The sequence below is a fragment of the Vibrio palustris genome (genome assembly GCF_024346995.1).
Taxonomy (GTDB): domain Bacteria; phylum Pseudomonadota; class Gammaproteobacteria; order Enterobacterales; family Vibrionaceae; genus Vibrio; species Vibrio palustris.
The window spans coordinates 603,250-625,304 of the sequence record NZ_AP024887.1; the positions used below are offsets into that span (position 1 = coordinate 603,250).

A 22,055-nucleotide genomic window follows, 5' to 3' on the forward strand; every position below is an offset into this window, starting at 1 on the left:
TTTCATGGGCCTTAAAAAGTTTCTTGAAGATATCGAGCCGCATTTTGAACCAGGCGGGAAGCATGAGAGATGGTTTGCTCTGTATGAAGCAGCAGCGACGATCTTTTATACTCCAGGTATGGTAACTCAAAAGGGCTCGCACGTTCGTGATAGTGTTGATTTGAAACGTATCATGATCATGGTTTGGTTAGCAGTATTCCCTGCTATGTTCTTCGGTATGTACAATGCCGGCGGACAGGCCATTGCAGCATTAAACCATATGTATTCTGGTGATCAATTCACCTCGATCATCAATGGTGATTGGCACTATTGGTTTACCCAAATGTTGGGTGGAACCATGGGCAGCGACGCAGCTTGGGGCAGTAAAATGCTACTGGGCGCGACTTATTTCCTACCTATTTATGCCACAGTCTTCATCGTGGGTGGTTTCTGGGAAGTATTGTTCTGTATGGTGCGTAAGCATGAAGTCAACGAAGGTTTCTTTGTTACTTCTATCTTGTTTGCTTTAATCGTTCCACCAACACTTCCTCTAGGGCAAGCAGCACTAGGTATTACCTTTGGTGTGGTAATGGCGAAAGAAGTCTTTGGTGGTACAGGCCGAAACTTCCTTAACCCTGCACTTGCTGGTCGTGCATTCCTATTCTTCGCCTACCCTGCGCAATTATCGGGTGACGTAGTTTGGACTGCAGCAGATGGTTTCTCAGGAGCAACAGCTTTAAGCCAATGGGCTCAAAGTGGCGGTGCTTCTCTAGTAAACACGGCAACAGGGCATACCATTTCTTGGATGGATGCGTTCCTAGGTAACATCCCAGGTTCGATCGGTGAAACATCGACGCTAGCTCTTTTGATTGGTGCAGCATTCATCGTTTATATGGGTATTGCGTCATGGCGCATTATCGGTGGTGTACTGATTGGTATGATTGCAATCGCATCGCTATTTAACGCGATCGGTTCTGATACTAACCCAATGTTTGCTATGCCGTTCTACTGGCATTTGGTCCTGGGTGGTTTTGCATTCGGTATGTTCTTTATGGCAACGGATCCTGTATCGGCGTCATTTACTAATAAAGGTAAGTGGGTGTACGGTGCATTGATTGGTGCTATGTGTGTGTTAATTCGTGTAGTTAACCCGGCATACCCTGAAGGCATGATGTTAGCGATTCTGTTCTCTAACCTATTTGCCCCATTGTTCGACCATTTTGTAGTGGAAAGCAACATCAAGCGGAGACTAGCGCGCTATGGCAAGCAATAACGATAGCATTAAAAAGACGCTGTTTGTTGTTATCGCGTTGAGCTTAGTGTGCTCAATTATCGTATCGGTAGCGGCAGTAGGTTTACGTGATAAACAAGAACTTAACGCAGCAGTAGATAAACAAAGCAAAATCTTACAAGTATCAGGCATTGATATGAGTAAAGGCAGTGTTCGTGATCTATACGAAGAACACATCGTGCCTAAACTGTTAGATTTTAAAACAGGTAAACTTGTCGATAAAACGGCTAATGGGGTTGCCGCGAAGGATTATAACCAACGTGCAGCTGCATCAAGTCCGAAGCGTTCTATACGTTTACCAAAAGATAAAGATCCAGCGAAAATTATCACTCGTGCTGACTATGGTTTAGTGTACTTAGTTAAGAAAGACAATGAGTTGTCTCGTCTTATCTTACCTATCCATGGTAACGGTCTATGGTCGATGATGTACGCATTTGTTGCTGTCGAAACAGACGGTAATACTGTTGACGGACTGATCTACTATGAACAGGGTGAAACTCCTGGATTAGGTGGCGAAGTAGAGAACCCTAAATGGCGCGCTCAATTCGTAGGTAAGAAACTGTATGACGATAACCACAACCCAGCGATTCGTATCGTGAAGGGTGGTGCGCCAGCAGGCTCTGAGCACGGTGTAGATGCGATTTCGGGAGCGACATTGACCAGTAATGGGGTTCAACGCCAATTTAATTTCTGGTTAGGTGATATGGGCTACGGGCCATTCCTAGCAAAAGTTCGTGACGGAGGTCTGAAGAACTAATGTCTAGTGCAAAATCTCTTAAACAGAGCCTTGTTGAACCGGTATTGGATAACAACCCAATCGCCCTTCAGGTTCTTGGTGTCTGTTCAGCGTTAGCAGTGACCACTCAGCTACAGACGGCGTTTGTTATGACTCTTGCGGTGATGTTTGTTACCGCATTTTCTAACTTTTTCGTCTCGCTGATTCGTAATCATATTCCAAGCAGCGTACGTATCATCGTACAGATGGCGATCATTGCGTCTTTGGTAATCGTGGTTGACCAAGTATTGCGAGCTTACCTATACGACATCTCTAAACAGTTGTCTGTATTCGTTGGTTTGATCATTACTAACTGTATCGTTATGGGTCGTGCAGAAGCCTTTGCGATGAAGTCTGCGCCAATTCCATCATTTGTTGATGGTTTGGCAAATGGCCTAGGTTACGGTTTCGTGTTAGTTACGGTTGGTTTCTTCCGTGAGTTACTAGGGTCAGGTAAGATTTTCGGTATGGAAGTACTACCACTGGTGAAAGATGGCGGTTGGTATCAGCCTAATGGTTTGATGCTTCTAGCGCCTTCAGCATTCTTCATCATCGGTTTACTGATTTGGGTTATCCGTACATTGAAACCTGAACAAGTAGAAGCGAAGGAGTAAGGTCATCATGGAACATTATATTAGCCTACTTGTTAGATCGATTTTTATCGAAAACATGGCTCTGTCTTTCTTCTTGGGTATGTGTACTTTCTTGGCCGTATCAAAGAAAGTTAAGACGTCTATCGGTCTAGGGGTTGCGGTAACAGTGGTATTAACCATCTCTGTGCCAGTGAACAACCTAGTTTACAATCTGTTATTGAAACCTGGTGCGCTAGGTGAAGGTATTGACTTAAGCTTCCTTAACTTCATTACCTTTATCGGTGTTATTGCAGCCTTGGTACAGATTCTAGAGATGATTCTGGACCGTTTTTTCCCGCCATTGTACAACGCACTGGGTATCTTCCTACCATTGATCACAGTTAACTGTGCCATCTTCGGTGGTGTATCTTTCATGGTGCAGCGTGATTATAACTTTGGTGAATCGATTGTTTACGGCTTCGGCTCAGGCCTAGGTTGGATGTTAGCAATCGTCGCTCTTGCAGGTATCCGTGAGAAAATGAAGTACTCAGATGTGCCTCCTGGTTTACGTGGTTTGGGAATTACCTTCATCACAGCAGGTTTGATGGCGATTGGCTTTATGTCTTTCTCTGGTGTTCAACTGTAAGTCGGGTAAACCGCAACAATTAAGGAATAGTCAATGGACGTTATTCTTCTTGGTGTCGTGATGTTTACTCTGATCGTACTGGCGTTAGTTTTAGTGATCTTGTTTGCTAAATCTAAACTGGTACCAACAGGTGACATTACAATATCTATCAACGACGATCCTGAAAAACAGATCGTTACTCAACCCGGTGGTAAGCTATTGGGTGCATTGGCAGGTGCTGGTGTATTCGTTTCTTCTGCTTGTGGTGGCGGTGGCTCATGTGGTCAGTGTCGCGTGAAAATTAAATCCGGTGGTGGTGACATTCTACCTACTGAGCTTGATCACATTAGTAAAGGTGAAGCTCGTGAAGGTGAACGTCTATCGTGTCAGGTCGCCGTTAAAAACGATATGGAACTGGAATTACCAGAAGAAATCTTTGGTGTGAAAAAATGGGAATGTGAAGTTATCTCTAACGATAACAAAGCAACCTTCATCAAAGAATTGAAACTGAAAATTCCTGATGGTGAATCAGTACCTTTCCGTGCTGGTGGCTATATTCAGATCGAAGCGCCTGCTCACCACATCAAATATGCAGACTTTGATGTACCTGAAGAGTACCGCCCAGACTGGGATCAATTTAATTTGTTCCGTTACGAGTCTAAAGTTGATGAGCCGATTATCCGTGCTTATTCAATGGCGAACTACCCAGAAGAGTTTGGTATTATCATGCTAAACGTACGTGTGGCTGCTCCGCCACCGCGTAACCCTGATGTACCGCCAGGTCAAATGTCTTCTTACATTTGGTCACTGAAAGAAGGTGATAAAGTAACGATTTCTGGTCCATTTGGTGAGTTCTTCGCGAAAGATACGGATGCAGAAATGGTCTTCATTGGTGGTGGCGCGGGCATGGCTCCAATGCGTTCTCACATCTTTGATCAATTGAAACGTCTAAATACCAAGCGTAAGATTACATTCTGGTACGGTGCTCGTTCAGTTCGTGAAATGTTCTACGAAGAAGATTTTGATAAGCTGCAAGAAGAGCATGACAACTTTACATGGCATGTCGCACTCTCTGATCCACTTCCTGAAGATAACTGGGATGGATACACAGGATTTATTCATAACGTGGCGTACGAAAATTACCTGCGTGATCATGAAGCTCCTGAAGATTGTGAGTACTACATGTGTGGTCCACCTATCATGAACGCATCGGTTATTAAGATGCTGCATGATCTTGGTGTTGAAGATGAAAACATTATGTTGGATGACTTCGGCGGTTAATCCGTTAATATTCTGATTTATAATGTTATATGGCTGACTCTTCGGGGTCAGCCATTATTGTTTTAGTCTTATGCTAAGTGTTTATAAGAAAAAGATGTTTTCTTATAAAGATTTTTTCGAGTGGGCAATATCATGATGAAACGATGGTTAATGAGTCTTGTGTGTGTATGGACGCTGCTAGGATGTACACCACAAGTTGACCAAGTTCAATTTGGTGGTCCGACAATGGGGACGACTTATCATGTTAAATATATCCTTGATGAGAACACGCCCTCGGTCGATTTGGTTCAAAAGCAGGTTGACACATTATTAGAGCAAGTGAACGCTCAGATGTCGACGTATCAGCATGATTCAGAGTTGAGCCAATTTAATCAATATGTTGGTAGCGAACCCTTCCCTGTTTCGCACGATACTGCCACGGTAGTACGAGAAGCTATTCGCTTACATGCAGTGACACAGGGTAAGCTTGATGTTACCGTCGGGCCATTGGTGAATTTGTGGGGATTTGGTCCTGAAGGGCGCCCGAATGTTACGCCAACCGAACAAGCGCTTGAAGAAAAGCGCAGCCAAATCGGTATTGAGCGACTGTCAGTGGTTAATGATACACTTATTAAAACTCAGCCATCTGTTTATGTCGATTTATCAACCATTGCGAAAGGTTGGGGAGTCGATAAAATAGCAAATTATCTTGATAACAATCATATTAATAATTATATGGTTGAGGTTGGTGGCGAGATTAGACTGAAAGGTCACAACCGCAATGGTGTTCCTTGGCGTATCGCGATAGAAAAACCGATTGATAATGAACGTACGGTTCAAGAGATTATCAGCCCAAAAGATATGGCGATGGCGACATCAGGGGATTATCGAAATTATTTTGAACAAGATGGTGTGCGTTACTCTCACATCATTGATCCACAAACGGGGCGGCCAATACATCACCGTGTCGTATCGGTGACTGTGCTTCATCCATCTTGTATGACAGCAGATGGTTTGGCGACAGGTTTGATGGTTTTGGGTGAGCATCAAGGTCTTGAGGTTGCTGAGCAGCAGAACTTACCTGTACTAATGATAGTAAAGACTGAAGATGGATTTAAGACGGTCACCTCAACCGCATTCCAGTCGTATTTAAATTAACAGAATGAAGTGAGGGGAGTTTTATGAATACCTTTTTAATTACATTTGGCGTGTTTATCTGTGTTATTGCTGCAATGGCGGTTGGCGTTATTTTTCAAAAGAAAGTAGTGCGCGGTAGTTGCGGTGGTTTAGGCGCGGTTGGCATTGATAAAGTCTGTAATTGTCCAGAGCCATGTGATGCGCGTAAAAAGCGTGAAGCCAAAGAAGCGAAACGAGCTGAAAACATAGCAAAGTGGAAAAATGATCAAATTCTATAGCCGCTCTGCGGGTTAACTTAGTCGGGTGGGCGGATCAGGTAATGTTTTCACTGAAACAAACCTGGTTACGTCCGTTATGTTTCGCATTATATAGACGGTGGTCTGCTTGAGTGACTAGAGCGTCAATACTTTCTCCATTTCCTTCTGTAACGCCAATACTCATGGTGACATTGAGCACGGTATCTACATAAACGCACTGTGAACTTTCTATCTCAAGCCTCAGCGTTTCGAGCCTTTCAACAAAGGACTGATATTCGCCACAATAACGGATACAAAACTCTTCGCCACCTAAACGTGCCACAAGCGCACTTGGTTGTGGAAAGTGTTGTTGTAACAACTGCCCGACAGTTTGTAGCACTTTATCACCGGCAGCATGGCCATGTTTATCATTAATTTTTTTAAAGAAATCAATATCTAACATGGCAATGTGCTGAGCCGTGCACCCAGCGCAATTATCGGGTTGGTTAAAGAAGTAGCGCCGATTCCACAGGCCTGTTAATTCATCCTGATTGGCTAGGCGAAACAGTTTTTTGTTTGCTTCATAGATATTGAGTAGCTGATTAATACGACAATAAAATTCTTCTTGGTTAAAGGGCTTGTGTAGGTAATCATTTGCCCCGGCTTTTAAAAAGCGAGCTGTCATCGCGTTATCTTCAAGGGCTGATATACCTAAAACCATCAACTCCGTATGAGTATAGTGCTGTCGTAACTCGCGAATCAGTGTTATTCCATCTTTTTCGGGCATATCATGGTCTGAAACAATTAAACTAATGTCACTATTCTCTTGTAGTTTAAGCAGGGCATCATTGCCATCTTTCGCGGTGGTGGTTTTGATATATTGATATTCAAGAAGTTGCGCTAAATAATGGCGAGCTGTCTGTGAATCATCGACGACTAAGGCATGATGTTGCTGATTGTTCAGTAATCTGGTCATCATCGGAATTAAGTAACTGACTGATGCCATACTGTCTTTGAGAATATAATCGATCACTCCCTTATCTAATAGATCCTCACGTAATTGGTCGTTAAATGTCGCGGTGAGAACAACGACACGCTGTTCTTTACTTAGAATGAAGTCAATGACTTCGCCATCTTCTGCATCCGGTAAACAATAATCGAGAATGGTACAAAAAAAGAGTGGATCAGCTGTACCCTCAAAAAGCGCTTGAGTATCGGCTAAGGTTTCTTTTATGACAACATCGTAGCCAATCTGAGTTAATTGAGTTTTTAAATAGTTACTAAACGTTTTGCTATCTTCAACCACTAAAATTTTATTGTTCATAAAACACTCGTTTATATCCTTTGAATAAGCTTAGATAATAGAGTGAAATTTATACAGAATAAGTGTCGATTATTTTGTTATATCGCTTAGTTTATCGATGTAAAAGATAAAATTATGTATACTGTTTTTATATACAGATGAGATAGGGTATTCATGGTGGTGAGCCAACAATCACTTCGTAAAATCATCCATATCGATATGGATTGCTTTTATGCCGCGGTCGAAATGCGTGATAATCCCCATTATCGTGGTAAGCCACTTGCTGTTGGAGGAAACCGGCAGCAACGTGGTGTATTGAGCACTTGTAATTATGAAGCTCGTCAATATGGCCTACACTCAGCCATGCCCACCGCTCAAGCTCTCAAGCTTTGTCCTCATGTCATTCTTGTCCCTGGTCGGATGGAGGTCTATAAAGCGATCTCAAAACAAATTCGTGCTATTTTTCACCGTTATACGCCGATTATTGAGCCCCTATCTTTAGATGAAGCGTATTTAGATGTCACTGACTCTACGGCTTGTAAAGGTAGTGCAACGTTAATTGCCGAGGCCATTCGCCACGATATTTATAATGAACTGCAGCTAACGGCCTCAGCTGGGGTTGCCCCTATTAAGTTTCTTGCTAAAGTTGCGTCGGATATGCGTAAGCCAAATGGCCAATATGTTGTCCCTCCTGAAGATGTACAAAAGGTCGTCGATAAGCTGCCGTTGGAAGTCATTCCCGGTATTGGCAAAGTGAGTTTAGAGAAACTGCACCGTGCGGGATTTTATTTATGTGAAGACATTAAAAACACCGACTATCGTGATTTATTGATTCGTTTTGGTCGCCAAGGTGCCTCGCTCTGGCAAAAGAGCCACGGTATTGACCCCCGCGAAGTGGTGGTTGAACGTGAACGAAAATCGGTGGGTGTAGAGCGCACATTCAGTCAAAACATTATGACTTATGAGCAATGCTGGGATGTTATCGAGAATAAGTTATTTCCAGAACTTGACCAGCGGTTAACCAAAGCAAGTGCCAAGCGCGCCATTATAAAACAAGGCATCAAGGTGAAGTTTGCTGATTTTCAATTAACCACGATTGAGCATATCCATCATCAATTAGAATTAGATGATTTTCGCGAGTTATTGCGAGAAGTATTGAAACGGCAGAATGGACGGGAAGTGCGATTACTTGGACTGTCTGTAATGCTTAAACCGCAATTGCCAGTTGAACAGTTGAGTTTCTTTTAGATACACTGCTGATTGAACAATTGTTATCACCACGCGTGAATGGAAGGCCAAATGAAATCATTAATAGCGATCATCGTTTTACTCAGTGCATTGCCCGTATGGGCGAGTCAATGCCGTGTTGACGTGAAAAACGAAGTCCACCTTGATGGCCAAAAAGTAGAGATCCATCGTCAAGATGGCAGTGTGGCCAAATTAGACGAAAATAATCATGTTCTAATCAATGATCAGTCGTTATCACTTAACCCTCAGCAACGATCGATGGTTGATAAGTTTCGTACAAGCATGAATGACAGTGTGCCTAAAATGAAACAAGTCGTTGATGACAGTGTAGAGATTGCTAATGATGTGCTTGATAAGGTCTCTGCAAGTTTAAATACGCCGCATGCGTTCGATGACGTAAAGAAAAGTATTCAATCTTATGCTTCTAAAATGGAACAGCGTTACTATAAAAATGGTGAATTTGTATTGCCTGCTAACACCTATGAAGAGATGCAGAAACAGTGGACTGACGAATTTAATAAAATGAAATCCGTGTTCACCAGTGAATTTTTGACCAGTTCATTTAATAGTATTAGTGAGAACATGCAGCAAAATGGCGGGATGAACCTCTCTAAACTGAGTGAAACCATGGGAAATGTAAAGCAACAAGTTACCGAACAACTGAAAACGCATAAGAAGAAGATTAATAAAGATAGTAAAGAAATGTGTGAGAGTCTCAACGATATTGTGCAGCAAGAGCATGCTCTACATGAAAAAATTCCTGAATTAAAACATTATCAGGTATTTACTATTTAAATTGGTCTTGGTCTGTTTGTAATGTTTTATGAAAGCCCTCAGTTTGAACTGCGGGCTTTTTTATATATTGAGTAGAGTTCAATCAAGATTATTAAAATCAATAATCGATATTTGCGTTTGATCTCTTTTTACATTAATGTACTAGCCAACTAGTTTAGTGGTATTAGTGAGTACACATGACAAATGCATCATCTCGAGAAACTTTTGGTTCACGGTTAGGTTTCATTCTTTCTGCTGCGGGCGCAGCTGTCGGTCTTGGTAATATTTGGGGGTTCCCAACTCAAGCAGCCAGTAATGGTGGCGGTGCATTTTTATTGGTGTATCTTGTGTTGATCTTGGTGGTCGCTTATCCCATGCTCGTAGTGGAAATGTCGATTGGTCGTTATGGTCAGGCTAACCCGGTGGATAGCATGCGCTCGCTAACCACAAATGCGCTAGGCAAGCGTGTTGGTGGAGCGGTTGGTTGGTTAGGATTAAGTGTACCTAGTGCAGTCTTAGCCTTTTATAGCATTGTCGGTGGGTGGTTAATTTGTTATTTGCTCGGTGCAATAACAGATATTATCGGTTTACAGACGGCGACGGCCTGGTTTAAAGGCTTTAGTGTTGAGCGTAATGCATTTGGTACTCTTGTCTTTTATGTGTTGACGATCCTTATTGTGCAAGGTGGCATAAAAGAAGGGATAGAAAAGTGGTCAACGCGCTTGATGCCAGCATTATTTATTTTGTTTGCAGTCTTATTTGTCTACATCATGATGCAAGATGGATCGATGGAAGGCTTGCAGCATTATTTAATTCCGGATTTTGATAAGATTTGGGATAAGCAATTAATTTTAGCGGCAATGGGGCAAGGCTTCTTTTCCCTTACTATTGGCGGTTGTTCAATGTTGATTTATGGTTCCTATTTAAGTAAGAAAGAGAACCTACCAAAGATGGCAATGAATGTGACGTTAGTGGATACGGCGGTTGCCTTTGTCGCTGGTTTGGTTGTGATGCCAGCAATGTTTGTTGCGATGAAGCATGGTGTCACGATTTACGGGCCTAATGGCGCATTATTAAGCTCTGATACGTTAGTCTTTACCGTATTACCCATGATGTTTGATAGTTTAGGTCTGTTAGGGCAATTATTTGCGGTGGTTTTCTTTTTATTGTTAACGATTGCCGCATTAACGTCATCTATCTCGATGTTAGAATGTCCTGTGGCATTAGTCGGCGAGCGTTTTAATACTCGTCGTACGCCAACCAGTTGGGTGTTAGGCGGCGCAATTGCTATTTTTAGCATGGTGATTGTTTATCATTTTGCGAGCTTATTTGGTGTCGTAGCGATGGTCTCTACGCAGTATTTACAGCCATTTGCGGCGCTGATGTTTTGTGTTTTTGGTGGTTGGGTATGGAATCGTAACCAGAAATTTAAAGAGCTATCATCTGGGTTTGAAACCTTCCGTACCAGTCTGTTTGGACGTATCTGGCCTTGGTACGTACGCTTTGTTTGCCCATTAACTGTCACCGCGATTATTTGGGCATCATTTACTTAAATGGTGTAATCGCGATGAGTGCGCTTTAGTATTCATCGCGATGGTTATTACCCCTTAGTTTTATCTAATTCTCATCTGTTTTCGCTGCTTCTAAGTCCATATCACTAATATCTTCAATAAATTCTTCTACCAGCTGTTCGACTTCATGATCGTCTTGCTCAAAATAGGCCAAATTAAACAAGGCATCCCCTTCATTGACTAAAGGAAGTGTTTGCTGGCCAATGACAATGCCACCTTTCGCCGCTTTTAACTCTGATTTTGCCGAACCCAAGGGAGAGTTGATATAAGCGAGTACTTGATCTTTTTCGACTTTATCACCTAAAGATACAAGTGTTCGCACAATGCCATCGGTATCAGCGCGTACCCAGCTTGTGGATGTTGAAATAAAAGTTGAAGGGAACGCTTTACGACTTTTCCTAAGCATACCCACCGCTTGCAAGGTACGTTTAATTCCCTGTAGCCCCGCTTGGATAGCGATTGGATCAAAGCGCAGCGCTTCTCCTGCTTCATAGGTCAGGACATTAAGCCCGAGTTTACCTGCCTCGCTGCGCAGGGAGCCATCACGAAGCGGTGAGTCGATGGTAACGGGCGTACCAAAAGCACGCGCAATACGCAGCGTTTCTTCATCACTGAGGTCGGCGCGAATCTGCGGTAAATTCGTACGATGTTGGGCGCCAGTATGTAAATCGATAATATACTGACATGATTGGGCTATCTGCGTAAAAAAGGTATAAGCCATACGTGAAGCAAGGGAGCCTTTTTCACTGCCAGGAAAGCTGCGGTTTAAATCGCGTCTATCGGGTAAGTAACGAGATTTGTGAATAAAACCAAAAACATTGACAACAGGTACGGCAATGAGAGTTCCCTTAAGTTTGATAGGATCAATGCTTTCTACTAACTGACGTACAATTTCGACCCCATTTAGCTCATCGCCGTGAATGGCAGCATTCACTAATAACACCGGGCCTGGAGAGGCTCCATGGAGTATTTCAATCGGAATAGAAAGTGGGGCATTGGTATAGAGCTTTGCCACTTCTAATTCAATGATTTCACGGCTACCTGCAAGAACCTTTTGCCCTAAGATTTCAAATGCCGAGTTGGTCTGCTGTGACTTACTTGTCATATTCTCAACCCTTATCGTGTTTTTCTTGTTCAATAAAGTCAATGATCATGCCGGCAATGTCTTTGCCTGTCGCTTTTTCAATCCCTTCTAAACCTGGAGAAGAGTTCACTTCCATGATCAAAGGGCCGCGTGCGGAACGCAATAAATCGACGCCTGCCACTTTTAAGCCCATGATTTTTGCCGCAGAGACTGCCGTTTGATGTTCTTCCTCAGTGATATCGACCAATGATGCCGATCCTCCGCGATGTAAATTTGAGCGAAACTCTCCTTCTGCTCCTTGTCGTTTCATCGCTGCGATCACCGTATCTCCTAGTACAAAACAGCGAATATCAGCGCCTTCCGATTCTTTAATGTATTCTTGTACCATGATATTCGCTTTTAGCCCCATAAAGGCTTCGATAACACTTTCCGCGGCTTTACGTGTCTCTGCTAATACCACGCCAATACCTTGCGTGCCTTCGAGTAATTTAATAACAACAGGGGCCCCGCCGACCATTTCTAATAAGTCTTTTACATCATCTGGTTTATTGGCATAACCGGTGATGGGCATCCCTAAGCCACGGTGAGATAATAGCTGCATGGAACGTAATTTATCGCGTGACCGACTGATCGCAATCGATTCATTGAGCGTGTAAACATTCATGGTTTCAAATTGCCGGAGTACCGCGGTGCCATACACGGTAATGGACGCCCCGACCCGCGGAATAATGGCATCAAAATCATTGAGCTCCTCTCCCTTACAATGAATTTGTGGCAACTTAGAGTTGATGTTCATATAGCAGCGTAGCGCATCAATGACCTTTACTTCATGTCCACGTTGTTGACTTGCTTCTATTAGCCGTTTTGTCGAGTATAGATTGGCATTGCGTGACAAAATTCCGATTTTCATACGTTTATTCCTTGAGAGGGAGTAGAAAAGATTTTTTAGGATTAATGAGTAAGTCGGTCATTGCAGTGCGTCCAATTAACATACGAAATCCCATATTAGTACGGTTGGCTAAAGTTACTTCGGTCATAAAGCGAGTCTTACCTAATTGCAACTCGGTCATAATGACATAACGACTTTCTTCTTCTCCTCCGGAGTTACGAATAAACCGTTGCTCAATGACAGCGGCGTCACACTCAATACGTGTATTATCATCTTGTTGATCTGGGTATAAGAAAAACGTCACGCGCTGTTCATTATTATGAGTATAAGGCGTGATATGTAAGGCATGTAGGCTCGAAGTTCGCGCACCAGTATCCATTTTCGCCTTTATGGTATTCACGCCTAATAAAGGCAAAGCCACATACTCACGCCATCCGGCGATCGTTTGTAAGTTCATAACGTTATGTCATCTCAATAAGTGGATAGGCGTTAGGCTGCCGAGGTAGCGAACTCTAACAAAGCGTGGAATCTTCTGACCAACGAAAAATTTCAGTCGTGTTGATAACCAGTATTAATCATCTTAGTGAGAAACGGTGTGAATTATTGCGGGTGAGAGTTAAATAATTGCAAAAATAAGATTGAGGCTAACGATCAAAAAGAAGCCAAGTGGAACACTTGGCTTAAAATAGACTAGCCTTTGGTGGGAATGTTTTCTAAGAGAGCGACCATTTGTTGCCAGAACAAACCGACAGTATCGATTTTGACTTTTTCATCAGGCGAATGTGGGAACTTGATAGTCGGGCCAAAAGAGATCATATCCATATCTGGGTAAGGTTTTTTAAATAGGCCACATTCTAGGCCTGCATGTATCACCATAATATTAGGTTTATGGCCATAAATCCCCTCATACATATCACGGAAAATATGCATGATTTCTGAATCGGCATCTGGCTTCCAACCTGGGTAAGCGCCTGAAAAGCTAATATCGGCATTGGCAAGCTGTGCGAGTGACGTTAAGGTGCCTTCTACTTGTTCACGACCGGTATCAATTAACGAACGGACTAAACATAGCACGGTAACGTTATCATGCTCGGTCGTAATAACCCCTACGTTTAAAGACGTTTCTACTACGCCTTCAATGTCATCACTCATACGCACCACACCGTTAGGGCAAGTATTTAAGCCGGCGATAAAAGCGTGCTGTGATGGCAGAGAAAACCCGGTTTCGGTAGTGGTACAAGCATCATTTAAAACCGTAATATTGGTTTCAATTTTCTGTAATTCTGTTTGTACTCGTTGACCAAAGGCTTGATAAGCGTTATCTAACGTTTCTGCCTTATCAGCAGGAATCGCAATGGTTGCAAAAGATTCCCGAGGAATAGCATTACGTAAGCTGCCACCACGAAACTCAATTAAGCGATAATCGATATCGGTCAAATGATCTGCAAGAAAGCGTGCTAATAATTTATTAGCGTTAGCGCGTCCAGTATGAATATCTGCGCCAGAGTGCCCGCCTTTTAATCCTTTTAAGGTTAATTTACGCGTAATAAAACCCGTTGGCAGGGCTTCACGCACAATAGGAAAGGTTAAAGTGGCATCGACACCGCCTGCACAGCCCATGTAGACTTCGCCTTCTTGCTCTGAGTCGGTGTTGAGTAGAATATCACCCTCTAGCCATCCTTCTTGCAAGCCAAATGCACCTGACATGCCGGCTTCTTCATCGATAGTTAATAACACTTCGATAGGGCCATGTTGAATGTCTTTGGATGCGAGTACCGCCAAACACGATGCCATACCCATGCCATTATCCGCGCCGAGCGTTGTTCCTTTTGCCGTCACCCATTCGCCATCAATATAGGGTTGGATTGGGTCGGTCGTAAAGTCGTGAGCGGTGTCTTCATTCTTTTGCGGCACCATATCGAGGTGAGCTTGCAGGACGACTTTCTTTTTGTTTTCCATTCCCTGCGTAGCGGGCTTTTTGATAAATACATTACCTGTGGTATCACGGCTTACTGCCAATCCTTCTTGTGTTGCCCATTGAATAATGTATTGAGCGAGTTGCTCTTCATGCTTTGAGGGGTGTGGGATAGAACAAATTTTGTCAAAAAACTGCCAGATAGGGGCAGGGGATAACTGACTTATTTCAGAATGGAATTCAGACACAGATCAACTCCTATAATTGCGCTGTCCCTGACCACTGTATATGACGGTGTTGAGCGGTCAATATCTCCAATGATCAGGAAGGATAATATGATCAATAGCATACCACCCTAATGTTCTTGGGAGTAGATCCGCGTGTTGCAATGTCACGATAGGTTAATGATACCGATCTATTAATATGCGTGCTGATGATTATTAAATTGAGATGTCTGTCATAAAAAATAGTAAGTTTTGTAATTTTATTACTTATTAATGCGGGTTTTTTGGCACTTTTAGAAAATAGTGTGATTTTAATCACTCGCATTATTGTAATAAATTTTCTCAGTGGTATATTTGTAACCAGCTCGAAAGATTCCCCAATTCATTGGATAAGTTTTATCGCGATGGACGTGTACGATTTATGATGAGTGATGATCATGATAGATCGACAAGGTTTTCTATGAGTGATTGTTGTTAATATTCACCCCAACATTAACAACGTAAACTTGCTATGAAGTTTTGTTAACACATAACTTTGTAACTCGAACATATTTGTTCACCCCTTATTATTGAATTACGATATTGTCTAAGTACTAGATGATGACTTATTCGTCGCCACCTCAATGTAGGTGGCGTTTTTTTATCCATTTTTCACGCGTTCATGGTAAATGTTTGAATTAAGAGGTGAGATCAGCAATAAATAATGAAAATTTCCTCCCAGGTAAAATTTTTCAATAAGCTGATTTAATTGAAGAAAAAAACGACATATTTTCATTTTTTCTTTTTAAAGTGTGATATGCCATCAATTCCATCTGGAATTTGTCATTTTATAACTTTATAATCGCGCTCAATCGATTACGCAACCGTTTACTAATTCACCTTTACAGGATCGACAATGCTGGAACGTCTATTTAAATTACGCGAACATGGAACGACAGTTCGCACCGAAATCATTGCGGGGATGACCACATTCCTAACAATGGCCTACATTATTTTTGTTAACCCTTCTTTGCTTGCTCAAACAGGTATGGATCAAGGCGCTGTATTTGTTGCGACTTGTGTCGCTGCGGCTGTTGGGTGTTTCATCATGGGTCTATATGCCAATTATCCCATTGCCCAAGCGCCAGGAATGGGATTGAATGCATTTTTCACCTTTTCTGTCGTCAATGGCATGGGCTACACATGGGAAGTGGCATTAGCGGCTGTTTTTTGTTCTGGTGTGTTATTTATTTTATTGAGTCTGTTCCGTATTCGTGAGTGGATCATTAATTCGATTCCGATGTCACTGAGAACCGGTATTGCATCGGGGATTGGTCTTTTCTTAGCTTTTATTGCTCTGCAAAGCGCTGGCATTATTGTCGGCAACCCAGGAACGCTGATTGGTCTGGGTGATATCACGTCACAGAAGTGCTTGTTTGCGGCGCTTGGCTTTGTACTGACTGTTGCTTTGGTGCATCGTAATGTGAAAGGCGCAGTGATGATTTCTATTCTAGCGGTGACGGCGCTTGGCATTATTTTTGGTGATGTGAAATGGCATGGCGTGATGGACATGCCTCCTTCTGTCGCGCCAACATTCATGCAGCTAGATTTTAGCGGCGTATTCCAAGTCGGTATGATTTCGGTGGTGTTTGCTTTCTTGTTTGTCGACCTGTTTGATACCGCTGGTACGCTAGTCGGTGTGGCAAGTAAAGCTGGCCTCATCAAGGAAGATGGTAAACTCCCACGTTTAAATCGTGCGTTGTTAGCTGATTCTACCGCGACTTCTATTGGTGCATTGTTAGGGACATCAAACACAACCTCTTATGTTGAAAGTACGTCAGGCGTAGCCGCTGGCGGCCGAACAGGATTAACTGCCGTTGTCGTTGGTATTTTCTTCTTGCTTGCTTTATTCTTCTCTCCATTAGCAGGAATGATCCCAGCTTATGCAACTTCTGGTGCGTTGTTATACGTGTCTGTATTAATGCTATCAGGTATTGCAAATATTGATTGGAATGATTTAACAGAAGCGGCTCCAGCAGCCATTACCTGTATCATGATGCCGTTGACTTATTCAATTGCAGAAGGGATTTCTTTTGGTTTCATTGCATATGCAGTAATTAAATTGCTTAGTGGGAAAGGCCGCGATGTGTCGGCAAGTGTGTGGCTAATGGCTGCCATCTTCACCATTAAGTTTATTGTTGGATAAGCAATACAATACATATACAATTTTAGGTTTAAACAAATGAGCAAAAAATTCGTTGTCACTTGGGACAATATGCAAGCATACTGCCGCCAGTTATCTGAAAAGCAAATGCCAGCAGAACAGTGGAAAGGAATCCTAGGTGTTAGCCGCGGAGGTCTAGTACCGGCTGCTATTCTCGCTCGTGAATTAGGTATTCGCTATGTAGATACTATCTGTATTTCTAGCTATGACCATGATCACCAACGTGATATGAATGTTTTGAAAGCACCTGAGCATGATGGTGAAGGTTTCCTTATCGTTGATGATCTTGTCGATAGTGGTGACACCGCACGTAAAATTCGTGAAATGTATCCGAAAGCGAAGTTTGTGACGGTATGTGCTAAACCTGCGGGCAAAGACTTAGTTGATGAGTATGTTGTCGACATTCCACAAGATACTTGGATTGAGCAACCATGGGATCTATCGCTAGCATACGTTGAACCTATCAATCGTAAGCAAAAGTAATCCAGTACTTGGTAATGTTGATTAAATGGCCCTTAAATGGGCCATTTTTTTTATTCTAATTTAGGTCGATGACTGTGATGTTGTTTGATTTAGAACAGACTTGCTTCTATCTCGAGCTATGTACATAGACAGAGTCTTAACTAACGCGATACTCTAGGTACTCAGCCTTGCTATATCACGATTAGAAAGAGACAACCGCTATGTCGGAAGAGAAGAGTAAAAACCTGTCTGAAACCTTGTTTAAGAAACACCAACAAGCTAGAGAAACCTCAACACTGACCAGTTACCTGCCGAGCAGTATTGAATTTCTTGATAAAAAACGTCAGCAAGAAGGATTTGCTTGGTATCGAACGATCCCTCGTTTGCAGTGGTCATGGCAGGGAGTTCATGCACTGGATCAACAAGAAGTGTTATCGCGCATTGCCGCGTCACCTCATTCGCGTAGTGAAGACCAGTGGTTGGATACGGTTATGGGGTATCACTCAGGTAATTGGGCATTTGAGTGGAACCGTATGGCCATGAGTCATCAGCAAACCGCGAAAGATCAAGAAGGTGAAGCCGCGGCTGAATCCTATTTTAACGCCGCGTTGTGTTACAGCATTGCCGGTTACCCGCACCTTAAGAATGATAACTTAGCTAAACAGTCTGAAAATCTCGCCAATACGGCCTACGAGATGGCCGCTAAGCATACTCAATATACGATCAAGCGTTTGGAATTTCCTTTTCAAAATAAAAAAATTGTTGGGCATTTACATCTGACGAATACTGAAACATCTAAACCTGTCGTGATCGTCAGTGCTGGCTTAGATAGCTTACAAACCGATATGTGGCGATTGTTTCGTGATTACCTTGCTAAGCGCGATATTGCAATGCTGACTGTTGATATGCCAGGTATTGGCCATAGCGCGGCATGGAATGTGACAGAGAATACCTCGATGTTGCATCAAGAAGTCTTGAGTCAATTGGCTGCGCTACCTTGGGTTGATCATCGCCGTGTCGGTTTAGTCGGCTTTCGGTTTGGTGGGAATGCGATGGCGAGGTTAAGTTTCTTGGAGCCTGATAAAGTAAAAGCGTGTGTGACATTAGGCGCGCCGATTCATGATGTGTTTGTTACTCGCGATAAGTTGACCAAAATGTCGAAAATGTATTTAGATGTTTTAGCGTCTCGTGTGGATAAAAAAGCTGTGGATATCAGTAGTATGTCTGGGCAGATGATGGCGTGGTCGTTAAAAATACAAGGCTTTTTATCCAGTCGCCGAACGAAAGTACCTATTTTGGCATTGGGTATGGAAGGTGATGTCATATCACCACATTCGGATAATCGACTTTTAGCGCTCTTTAGTCTAGAGGGCAGAGCTAAGCAAATAAAAAGTAAAACTATTTCTCAAGGCTATGAGCAATCCCTCGAAATGGCGATGAAATGGTTGGAAGAAGAACTTTATAGATGACATTGCAAGACGAATTCTTTAAAAGAGAACGGTGAGCTTTTTAAGCAACTGATTGTTTAATCAATAGTAATCTTACTGTTGAAACGGAGATGTCTATGTCTGAAGTAACCAAACGTCCTACCCATTATCGTCTACTCGCCGCATTTAAGACTATAGGGCCTTATTTGCGCGAAGAGTGGTGTCGCGATAATTATTACTGGTTTGATTGTTTAGCCGTATGTGTCGACGATTCGAAAGCCCCCGAAAAACGCGAGTTTTGGGGCTGGTGGATGGAATTTAACCTGAGCGAAGCCGGGTTTACGGCTTCTTATCATGTGGGTAAATTTAATGTTGATGGTGATTGGGTTGAAGAAGAGCCACCAGAAACCGCAATGAGTGATATTGTTCGTACGCAGGAAGACTTCAAAATAAAACTTGTGACCAAGTTAGAAGAGCGTTTTGGACAAACGATGTCCTACGTTGAGTAGCGAGTTCTTCTTTTTATTACGCTCTTATCATTGTTAAATAATAAAAAGGCGCTTAATGCGCCTTTTTTGCTTGTTTATTCTTGCTTGGATTGCTAAAACATTCCATCTGAAATGTTCTAACTAATATCAATAAAAACCATGACGACGAAGCAAACTAACAGCAAAAAAAGACGACATACGGTAGTAGTGAAGCTGGGAACCAGTGTTCTTACTGGCGGAACACTCGCGCTTGACCGAGCGCACATGGTGGAATTGGCAAGACAATGTGCCGAACTTAAGAAACAGGGGCATGCCGTTGTCATTGTTTCTTCTGGCGCGATAGCGGCTGGCCGTGAGCATTTAGCTTTTCCCACTTTACCTAACGCGATGTCAAGTAAGCAATTACTGGCAGCTGTTGGTCAAAGTCAACTGATCGAAGCTTGGGAACGCTTGTTTGCAATTTACGGCATTAAAATTGGCCAAATGTTATTAACTCGTGCCGATCTCGAGGATCGAGAGCGTTTTCTCAATGCTCGCGATATGATTCATGCTTTGGTCGATCATGATATTGTCCCGATTGTGAATGAAAATGACGCTGTTGCGACTAACGAAATCAAAGTGGGTGATAACGACAACTTATCAGCCCTAGTTGGTATTTTATGTGACGCGGATAAATTATTGCTTTTGACCGATCAAAAAGGGTTATTTACCGCCGATCCACGCAAAGACCCAAGCGCTGAACTGATCAAAGAAGTAAAAACTATCGATGATACGTTACGTCGTATTGCTGGCGACAGTGGTACGACGCTAGGTACTGGTGGTATGGCGACTAAACTGCAGGCGGCCGATATCGCTCGTCGCTCTGGTATGGAGGTCATTATTGCCGCGGGCCGAGCGCCAAATGTGATCGTCGATTCATTGAGTGATTCCCCGCAAGGTACCCGTTTTTTACCCGTTGAAGAATCGTTAGAAAACCGCAAAACATGGATATTAGCCGGGCCTGCGCCTTGTGGCTCTGTGGTGATTGATGCTGGAGCGGTTGATGCGGTAGAGCACAAAGGCAGTAGTTTACTTGCTAAGGGCGTTACTAAGGTTGAAGGTGACTTCGCGCGTGGTGGTGTGGTACGCATTATGGATGAACATCACCTTGAAATTGCACGTGGCATTGTTGCTTATTCGAGTGCAGATTTAGTGAAAATTGCCGGTGAGCACAGTAACAAAATATTTGAAACACTAGGCTATGACCATGGCTCAGTAGTTATTCACCGCGATAACATGGTTGTTATTCAGGAATAGTTGGAGATGAATGTGGATTTAACCAACATGGGAAAAGCAGCCAAAGATGCTGCTTTTCAACTGGCAGTCACCCCGACTGAACAAAAAAATCGCGCTCTGGCGTTGATAGCTGACGAACTTGAAGCGAACGCAGCGACGATTTTAGCGGCTAACCAACAAGATATCAGTAAAGGAAAAGAAGCCGGACTGAGTGATGCGATGCTTGATCGCTTGCTACTGACTGAAGACCGGCTTAGCGCGATCGCGAATGATGTCCGTAATGTTATTATGCTGAATGATCCTGTTGGCAGTGAAGTGGATAGTAAGGTGCTTGGCAATGGTATGTCTCTTTCACGTCGCCGTGTGCCACTGGGTGTGATTGGTGTGATTTATGAAGCGCGTCCTAACGTGACCATTGATATTGCTGCATTATGCTTAAAAACGGGTAACGCCAGTATCCTACGTGGCGGTAAAGAAACTTTCGCGTCCAATATGGAATTAGTCAAAGTGATTCAAAACGCTTTGCAAAAAGCTGAGTTACCTGCTGCTTCAGTACAGTATATCGAAAAGCCCGATCGTGAGTTAGTCTCGCAATTGCTGACGCTTGATGAGTATGTGGATATGATCATTCCACGTGGCGGAGCTGGCTTGCATAAAATGTGTAAAGAAAATAGCTCAATCCCGGTGATTATTGGTGGCTTTGGCATTAGTCATATGTACATTGATGATACTGCGGATCTCGCGCGTTCGGTTGCGGTTGTCGATAATGCGAAAACTCAGCGTCCTTCCGCGTGTAATTCTCTCGATACGTTATTAATTCATGAATCTGTCGCCGAGCAATTTTGTGCACAGCTTATTGATGCAATGGGCGAACGTGTCACATTTGTTGCTGATGACTCTGCTGTATCGCTACTGCAATCTGCTCCTCGGGTGCGTAGCGCGCAAGATGGAGATTTTGATACCGAATGGCTAGATTACGTATTAGGCGTCAAAGTCGTCACCGGTGTGCAAGCGGCTATTGAGCATATGCGTATTCATAATGCTAGCCACTCCGATGCTATCATGACCAATAGTTTAGATAATGCAGAAGCCTTTATTAATTCGGCAGGCTCTGCTGCGGTGTATGTTAACGCATCGACACGCTTTACCGATGGCGCGCAATTTGGTTTAGGCGCCGAAGTCGCCGTTTCGACTCAGAAGCTGCATGCTCGTGGTCCTATGGGCTTAGAAGAGCTGACGAGCTATAAATGGGTAGGGAAAGCGAATTATCTGGTACGTAGCTAGGTTTTTTGGATCGACTTATAGTAAAAAGGGGCG

21 protein-coding genes are annotated in these 22,055 nt (G+C 43.0%); 16 read left to right on the plus strand and 5 right to left on the minus strand.

Annotated elements, in window-relative coordinates:
- Positions 1-4: 4 nt before the first annotated feature.
- The 7 genes from OCU30_RS02905 to nqrM all read left to right on the plus strand — a co-directional run bounded on the left by OCU30_RS02905 (position 5) and on the right by nqrM (position 5,917).
- Positions 5-1,252 (plus strand): NADH:ubiquinone reductase (Na(+)-transporting) subunit B, encoded by a 1,248-nt coding sequence (locus OCU30_RS02905; protein WP_077311303.1) that lies wholly within the window; start codon positions 5-7, stop codon positions 1,250-1,252.
- Positions 1,239-2,027, plus strand: a complete 789-nt coding sequence (locus OCU30_RS02910) for a Na(+)-translocating NADH-quinone reductase subunit C (protein WP_077311305.1) — start codon at positions 1,239-1,241, stop codon at positions 2,025-2,027. Before OCU30_RS02905 ends, OCU30_RS02910 begins: the two co-directional genes overlap by 14 nt.
- Entirely contained in the window at positions 2,027-2,659 is a 633-nt protein-coding gene (locus OCU30_RS02915) for an NADH:ubiquinone reductase (Na(+)-transporting) subunit D (protein WP_077311307.1), read from the plus strand. Before OCU30_RS02910 ends, OCU30_RS02915 begins: the two co-directional genes overlap by 1 nt.
- Before the next feature lie 7 nt (positions 2,660-2,666).
- Complete coding sequence (gene nqrE / locus OCU30_RS02920) at positions 2,667-3,263, plus strand: NADH:ubiquinone reductase (Na(+)-transporting) subunit E (protein ID WP_077311309.1); 597 nt, start codon at positions 2,667-2,669, stop codon at positions 3,261-3,263.
- 33 nt (positions 3,264-3,296) lie between these two features.
- A complete protein-coding gene (nqrF, locus tag OCU30_RS02925) occupies positions 3,297-4,523 on the plus strand; it encodes an NADH:ubiquinone reductase (Na(+)-transporting) subunit F (protein WP_077311311.1) in 1,227 nt (408 codons plus the stop codon).
- A 135-nt stretch (positions 4,524-4,658) separates the two neighbouring features.
- On the plus strand, positions 4,659-5,660 hold the full coding sequence (locus tag OCU30_RS02930; RefSeq protein ID WP_077311887.1) for an FAD:protein FMN transferase: 1,002 nt from the start codon (positions 4,659-4,661) through the stop codon (positions 5,658-5,660).
- A 23-nt stretch (positions 5,661-5,683) separates the two neighbouring features.
- Positions 5,684-5,917: a (Na+)-NQR maturation NqrM gene (gene nqrM / locus OCU30_RS02935; RefSeq protein WP_077311313.1), complete on the plus strand. Its 234-nt coding sequence runs from the start codon at positions 5,684-5,686 to the stop codon at positions 5,915-5,917.
- 34 nt (positions 5,918-5,951) lie between these two features.
- Here nqrM and OCU30_RS02940 read toward each other — a convergent pair whose 3' ends face one another.
- The gene (locus OCU30_RS02940) at positions 5,952-7,199 is read right to left on the minus strand and encodes a GGDEF domain-containing response regulator (RefSeq protein WP_077311314.1); all 1,248 of its coding nucleotides are present in this window, start codon (positions 7,197-7,199) and stop codon (positions 5,952-5,954) included.
- Positions 7,200-7,352: 153 nt separating this feature from the next.
- On the opposite strand from OCU30_RS02940, the gene dinB reads away from it, so the two are divergent.
- The 3 genes from dinB to OCU30_RS02955 all read left to right on the plus strand — a co-directional run bounded on the left by dinB (position 7,353) and on the right by OCU30_RS02955 (position 10,753).
- Complete coding sequence (gene dinB, locus OCU30_RS02945) at positions 7,353-8,426, plus strand: DNA polymerase IV (protein WP_077311316.1); 1,074 nt, start codon at positions 7,353-7,355, stop codon at positions 8,424-8,426.
- 51 nt (positions 8,427-8,477) lie between these two features.
- Positions 8,478-9,221, plus strand: coding sequence for a DUF2884 family protein (locus tag OCU30_RS02950; RefSeq protein WP_159439084.1), 744 nt, complete (start codon positions 8,478-8,480; stop codon positions 9,219-9,221).
- Between the two features lie 176 nt (positions 9,222-9,397).
- Entirely contained in the window at positions 9,398-10,753 is a 1,356-nt protein-coding gene (locus OCU30_RS02955; RefSeq protein WP_077311319.1) for a sodium-dependent transporter, read from the plus strand.
- A 64-nt stretch (positions 10,754-10,817) separates the two neighbouring features.
- On the opposite strand, the gene OCU30_RS02960 is transcribed toward OCU30_RS02955, so the two are convergent.
- From OCU30_RS02960 to OCU30_RS02975, 4 genes are all read right to left on the minus strand, one after another.
- Entirely contained in the window at positions 10,818-11,876 is a 1,059-nt protein-coding gene (locus OCU30_RS02960; RefSeq protein ID WP_077311321.1) for a succinylglutamate desuccinylase/aspartoacylase family protein, read from the minus strand.
- Positions 11,877-11,880: 4 nt separating this feature from the next.
- Positions 11,881-12,765 (minus strand): 30S ribosomal protein S6--L-glutamate ligase, encoded by an 885-nt coding sequence (rimK, locus tag OCU30_RS02965; RefSeq protein ID WP_077311323.1) that lies wholly within the window; start codon positions 12,763-12,765, stop codon positions 11,881-11,883.
- Between the two features lie 4 nt (positions 12,766-12,769).
- The gene (locus tag OCU30_RS02970) at positions 12,770-13,201 is read right to left on the minus strand and encodes an ATP-dependent zinc protease family protein (protein WP_077311325.1); all 432 of its coding nucleotides are present in this window, start codon (positions 13,199-13,201) and stop codon (positions 12,770-12,772) included.
- Positions 13,202-13,434: 233 nt separating this feature from the next.
- Complete coding sequence (locus OCU30_RS02975; protein WP_077311327.1) at positions 13,435-14,907, minus strand: aminoacyl-histidine dipeptidase; 1,473 nt, start codon at positions 14,905-14,907, stop codon at positions 13,435-13,437.
- Positions 14,908-15,778: 871 nt separating this feature from the next.
- Here OCU30_RS02975 and OCU30_RS02980 point away from each other — a divergent pair.
- The 6 genes from OCU30_RS02980 (at position 15,779) to OCU30_RS03005 (ending at position 22,022) form a co-directional block, all read left to right on the plus strand.
- Entirely contained in the window at positions 15,779-17,068 is a 1,290-nt protein-coding gene (locus tag OCU30_RS02980) for an NCS2 family permease (protein ID WP_077311329.1), read from the plus strand.
- A 36-nt stretch (positions 17,069-17,104) separates the two neighbouring features.
- The gene (gpt, locus tag OCU30_RS02985) at positions 17,105-17,569 is read left to right on the plus strand and encodes a xanthine phosphoribosyltransferase (protein ID WP_077311331.1); all 465 of its coding nucleotides are present in this window, start codon (positions 17,105-17,107) and stop codon (positions 17,567-17,569) included.
- A 200-nt stretch (positions 17,570-17,769) separates the two neighbouring features.
- Positions 17,770-19,017: an esterase FrsA gene (gene frsA / locus OCU30_RS02990; protein ID WP_077311333.1), complete on the plus strand. Its 1,248-nt coding sequence runs from the start codon at positions 17,770-17,772 to the stop codon at positions 19,015-19,017.
- 95 nt (positions 19,018-19,112) lie between these two features.
- Complete coding sequence (gene crl / locus OCU30_RS02995; RefSeq protein WP_077311335.1) at positions 19,113-19,484, plus strand: sigma factor-binding protein Crl; 372 nt, start codon at positions 19,113-19,115, stop codon at positions 19,482-19,484.
- Between the two features lie 138 nt (positions 19,485-19,622).
- Positions 19,623-20,759 (plus strand): glutamate 5-kinase, encoded by a 1,137-nt coding sequence (gene proB / locus OCU30_RS03000; RefSeq protein ID WP_077311337.1) that lies wholly within the window; start codon positions 19,623-19,625, stop codon positions 20,757-20,759.
- A 12-nt stretch (positions 20,760-20,771) separates the two neighbouring features.
- Entirely contained in the window at positions 20,772-22,022 is a 1,251-nt protein-coding gene (locus tag OCU30_RS03005; protein WP_077311889.1) for a glutamate-5-semialdehyde dehydrogenase, read from the plus strand.
- The last annotated feature ends 33 nt before the right edge of the window (positions 22,023-22,055 follow it).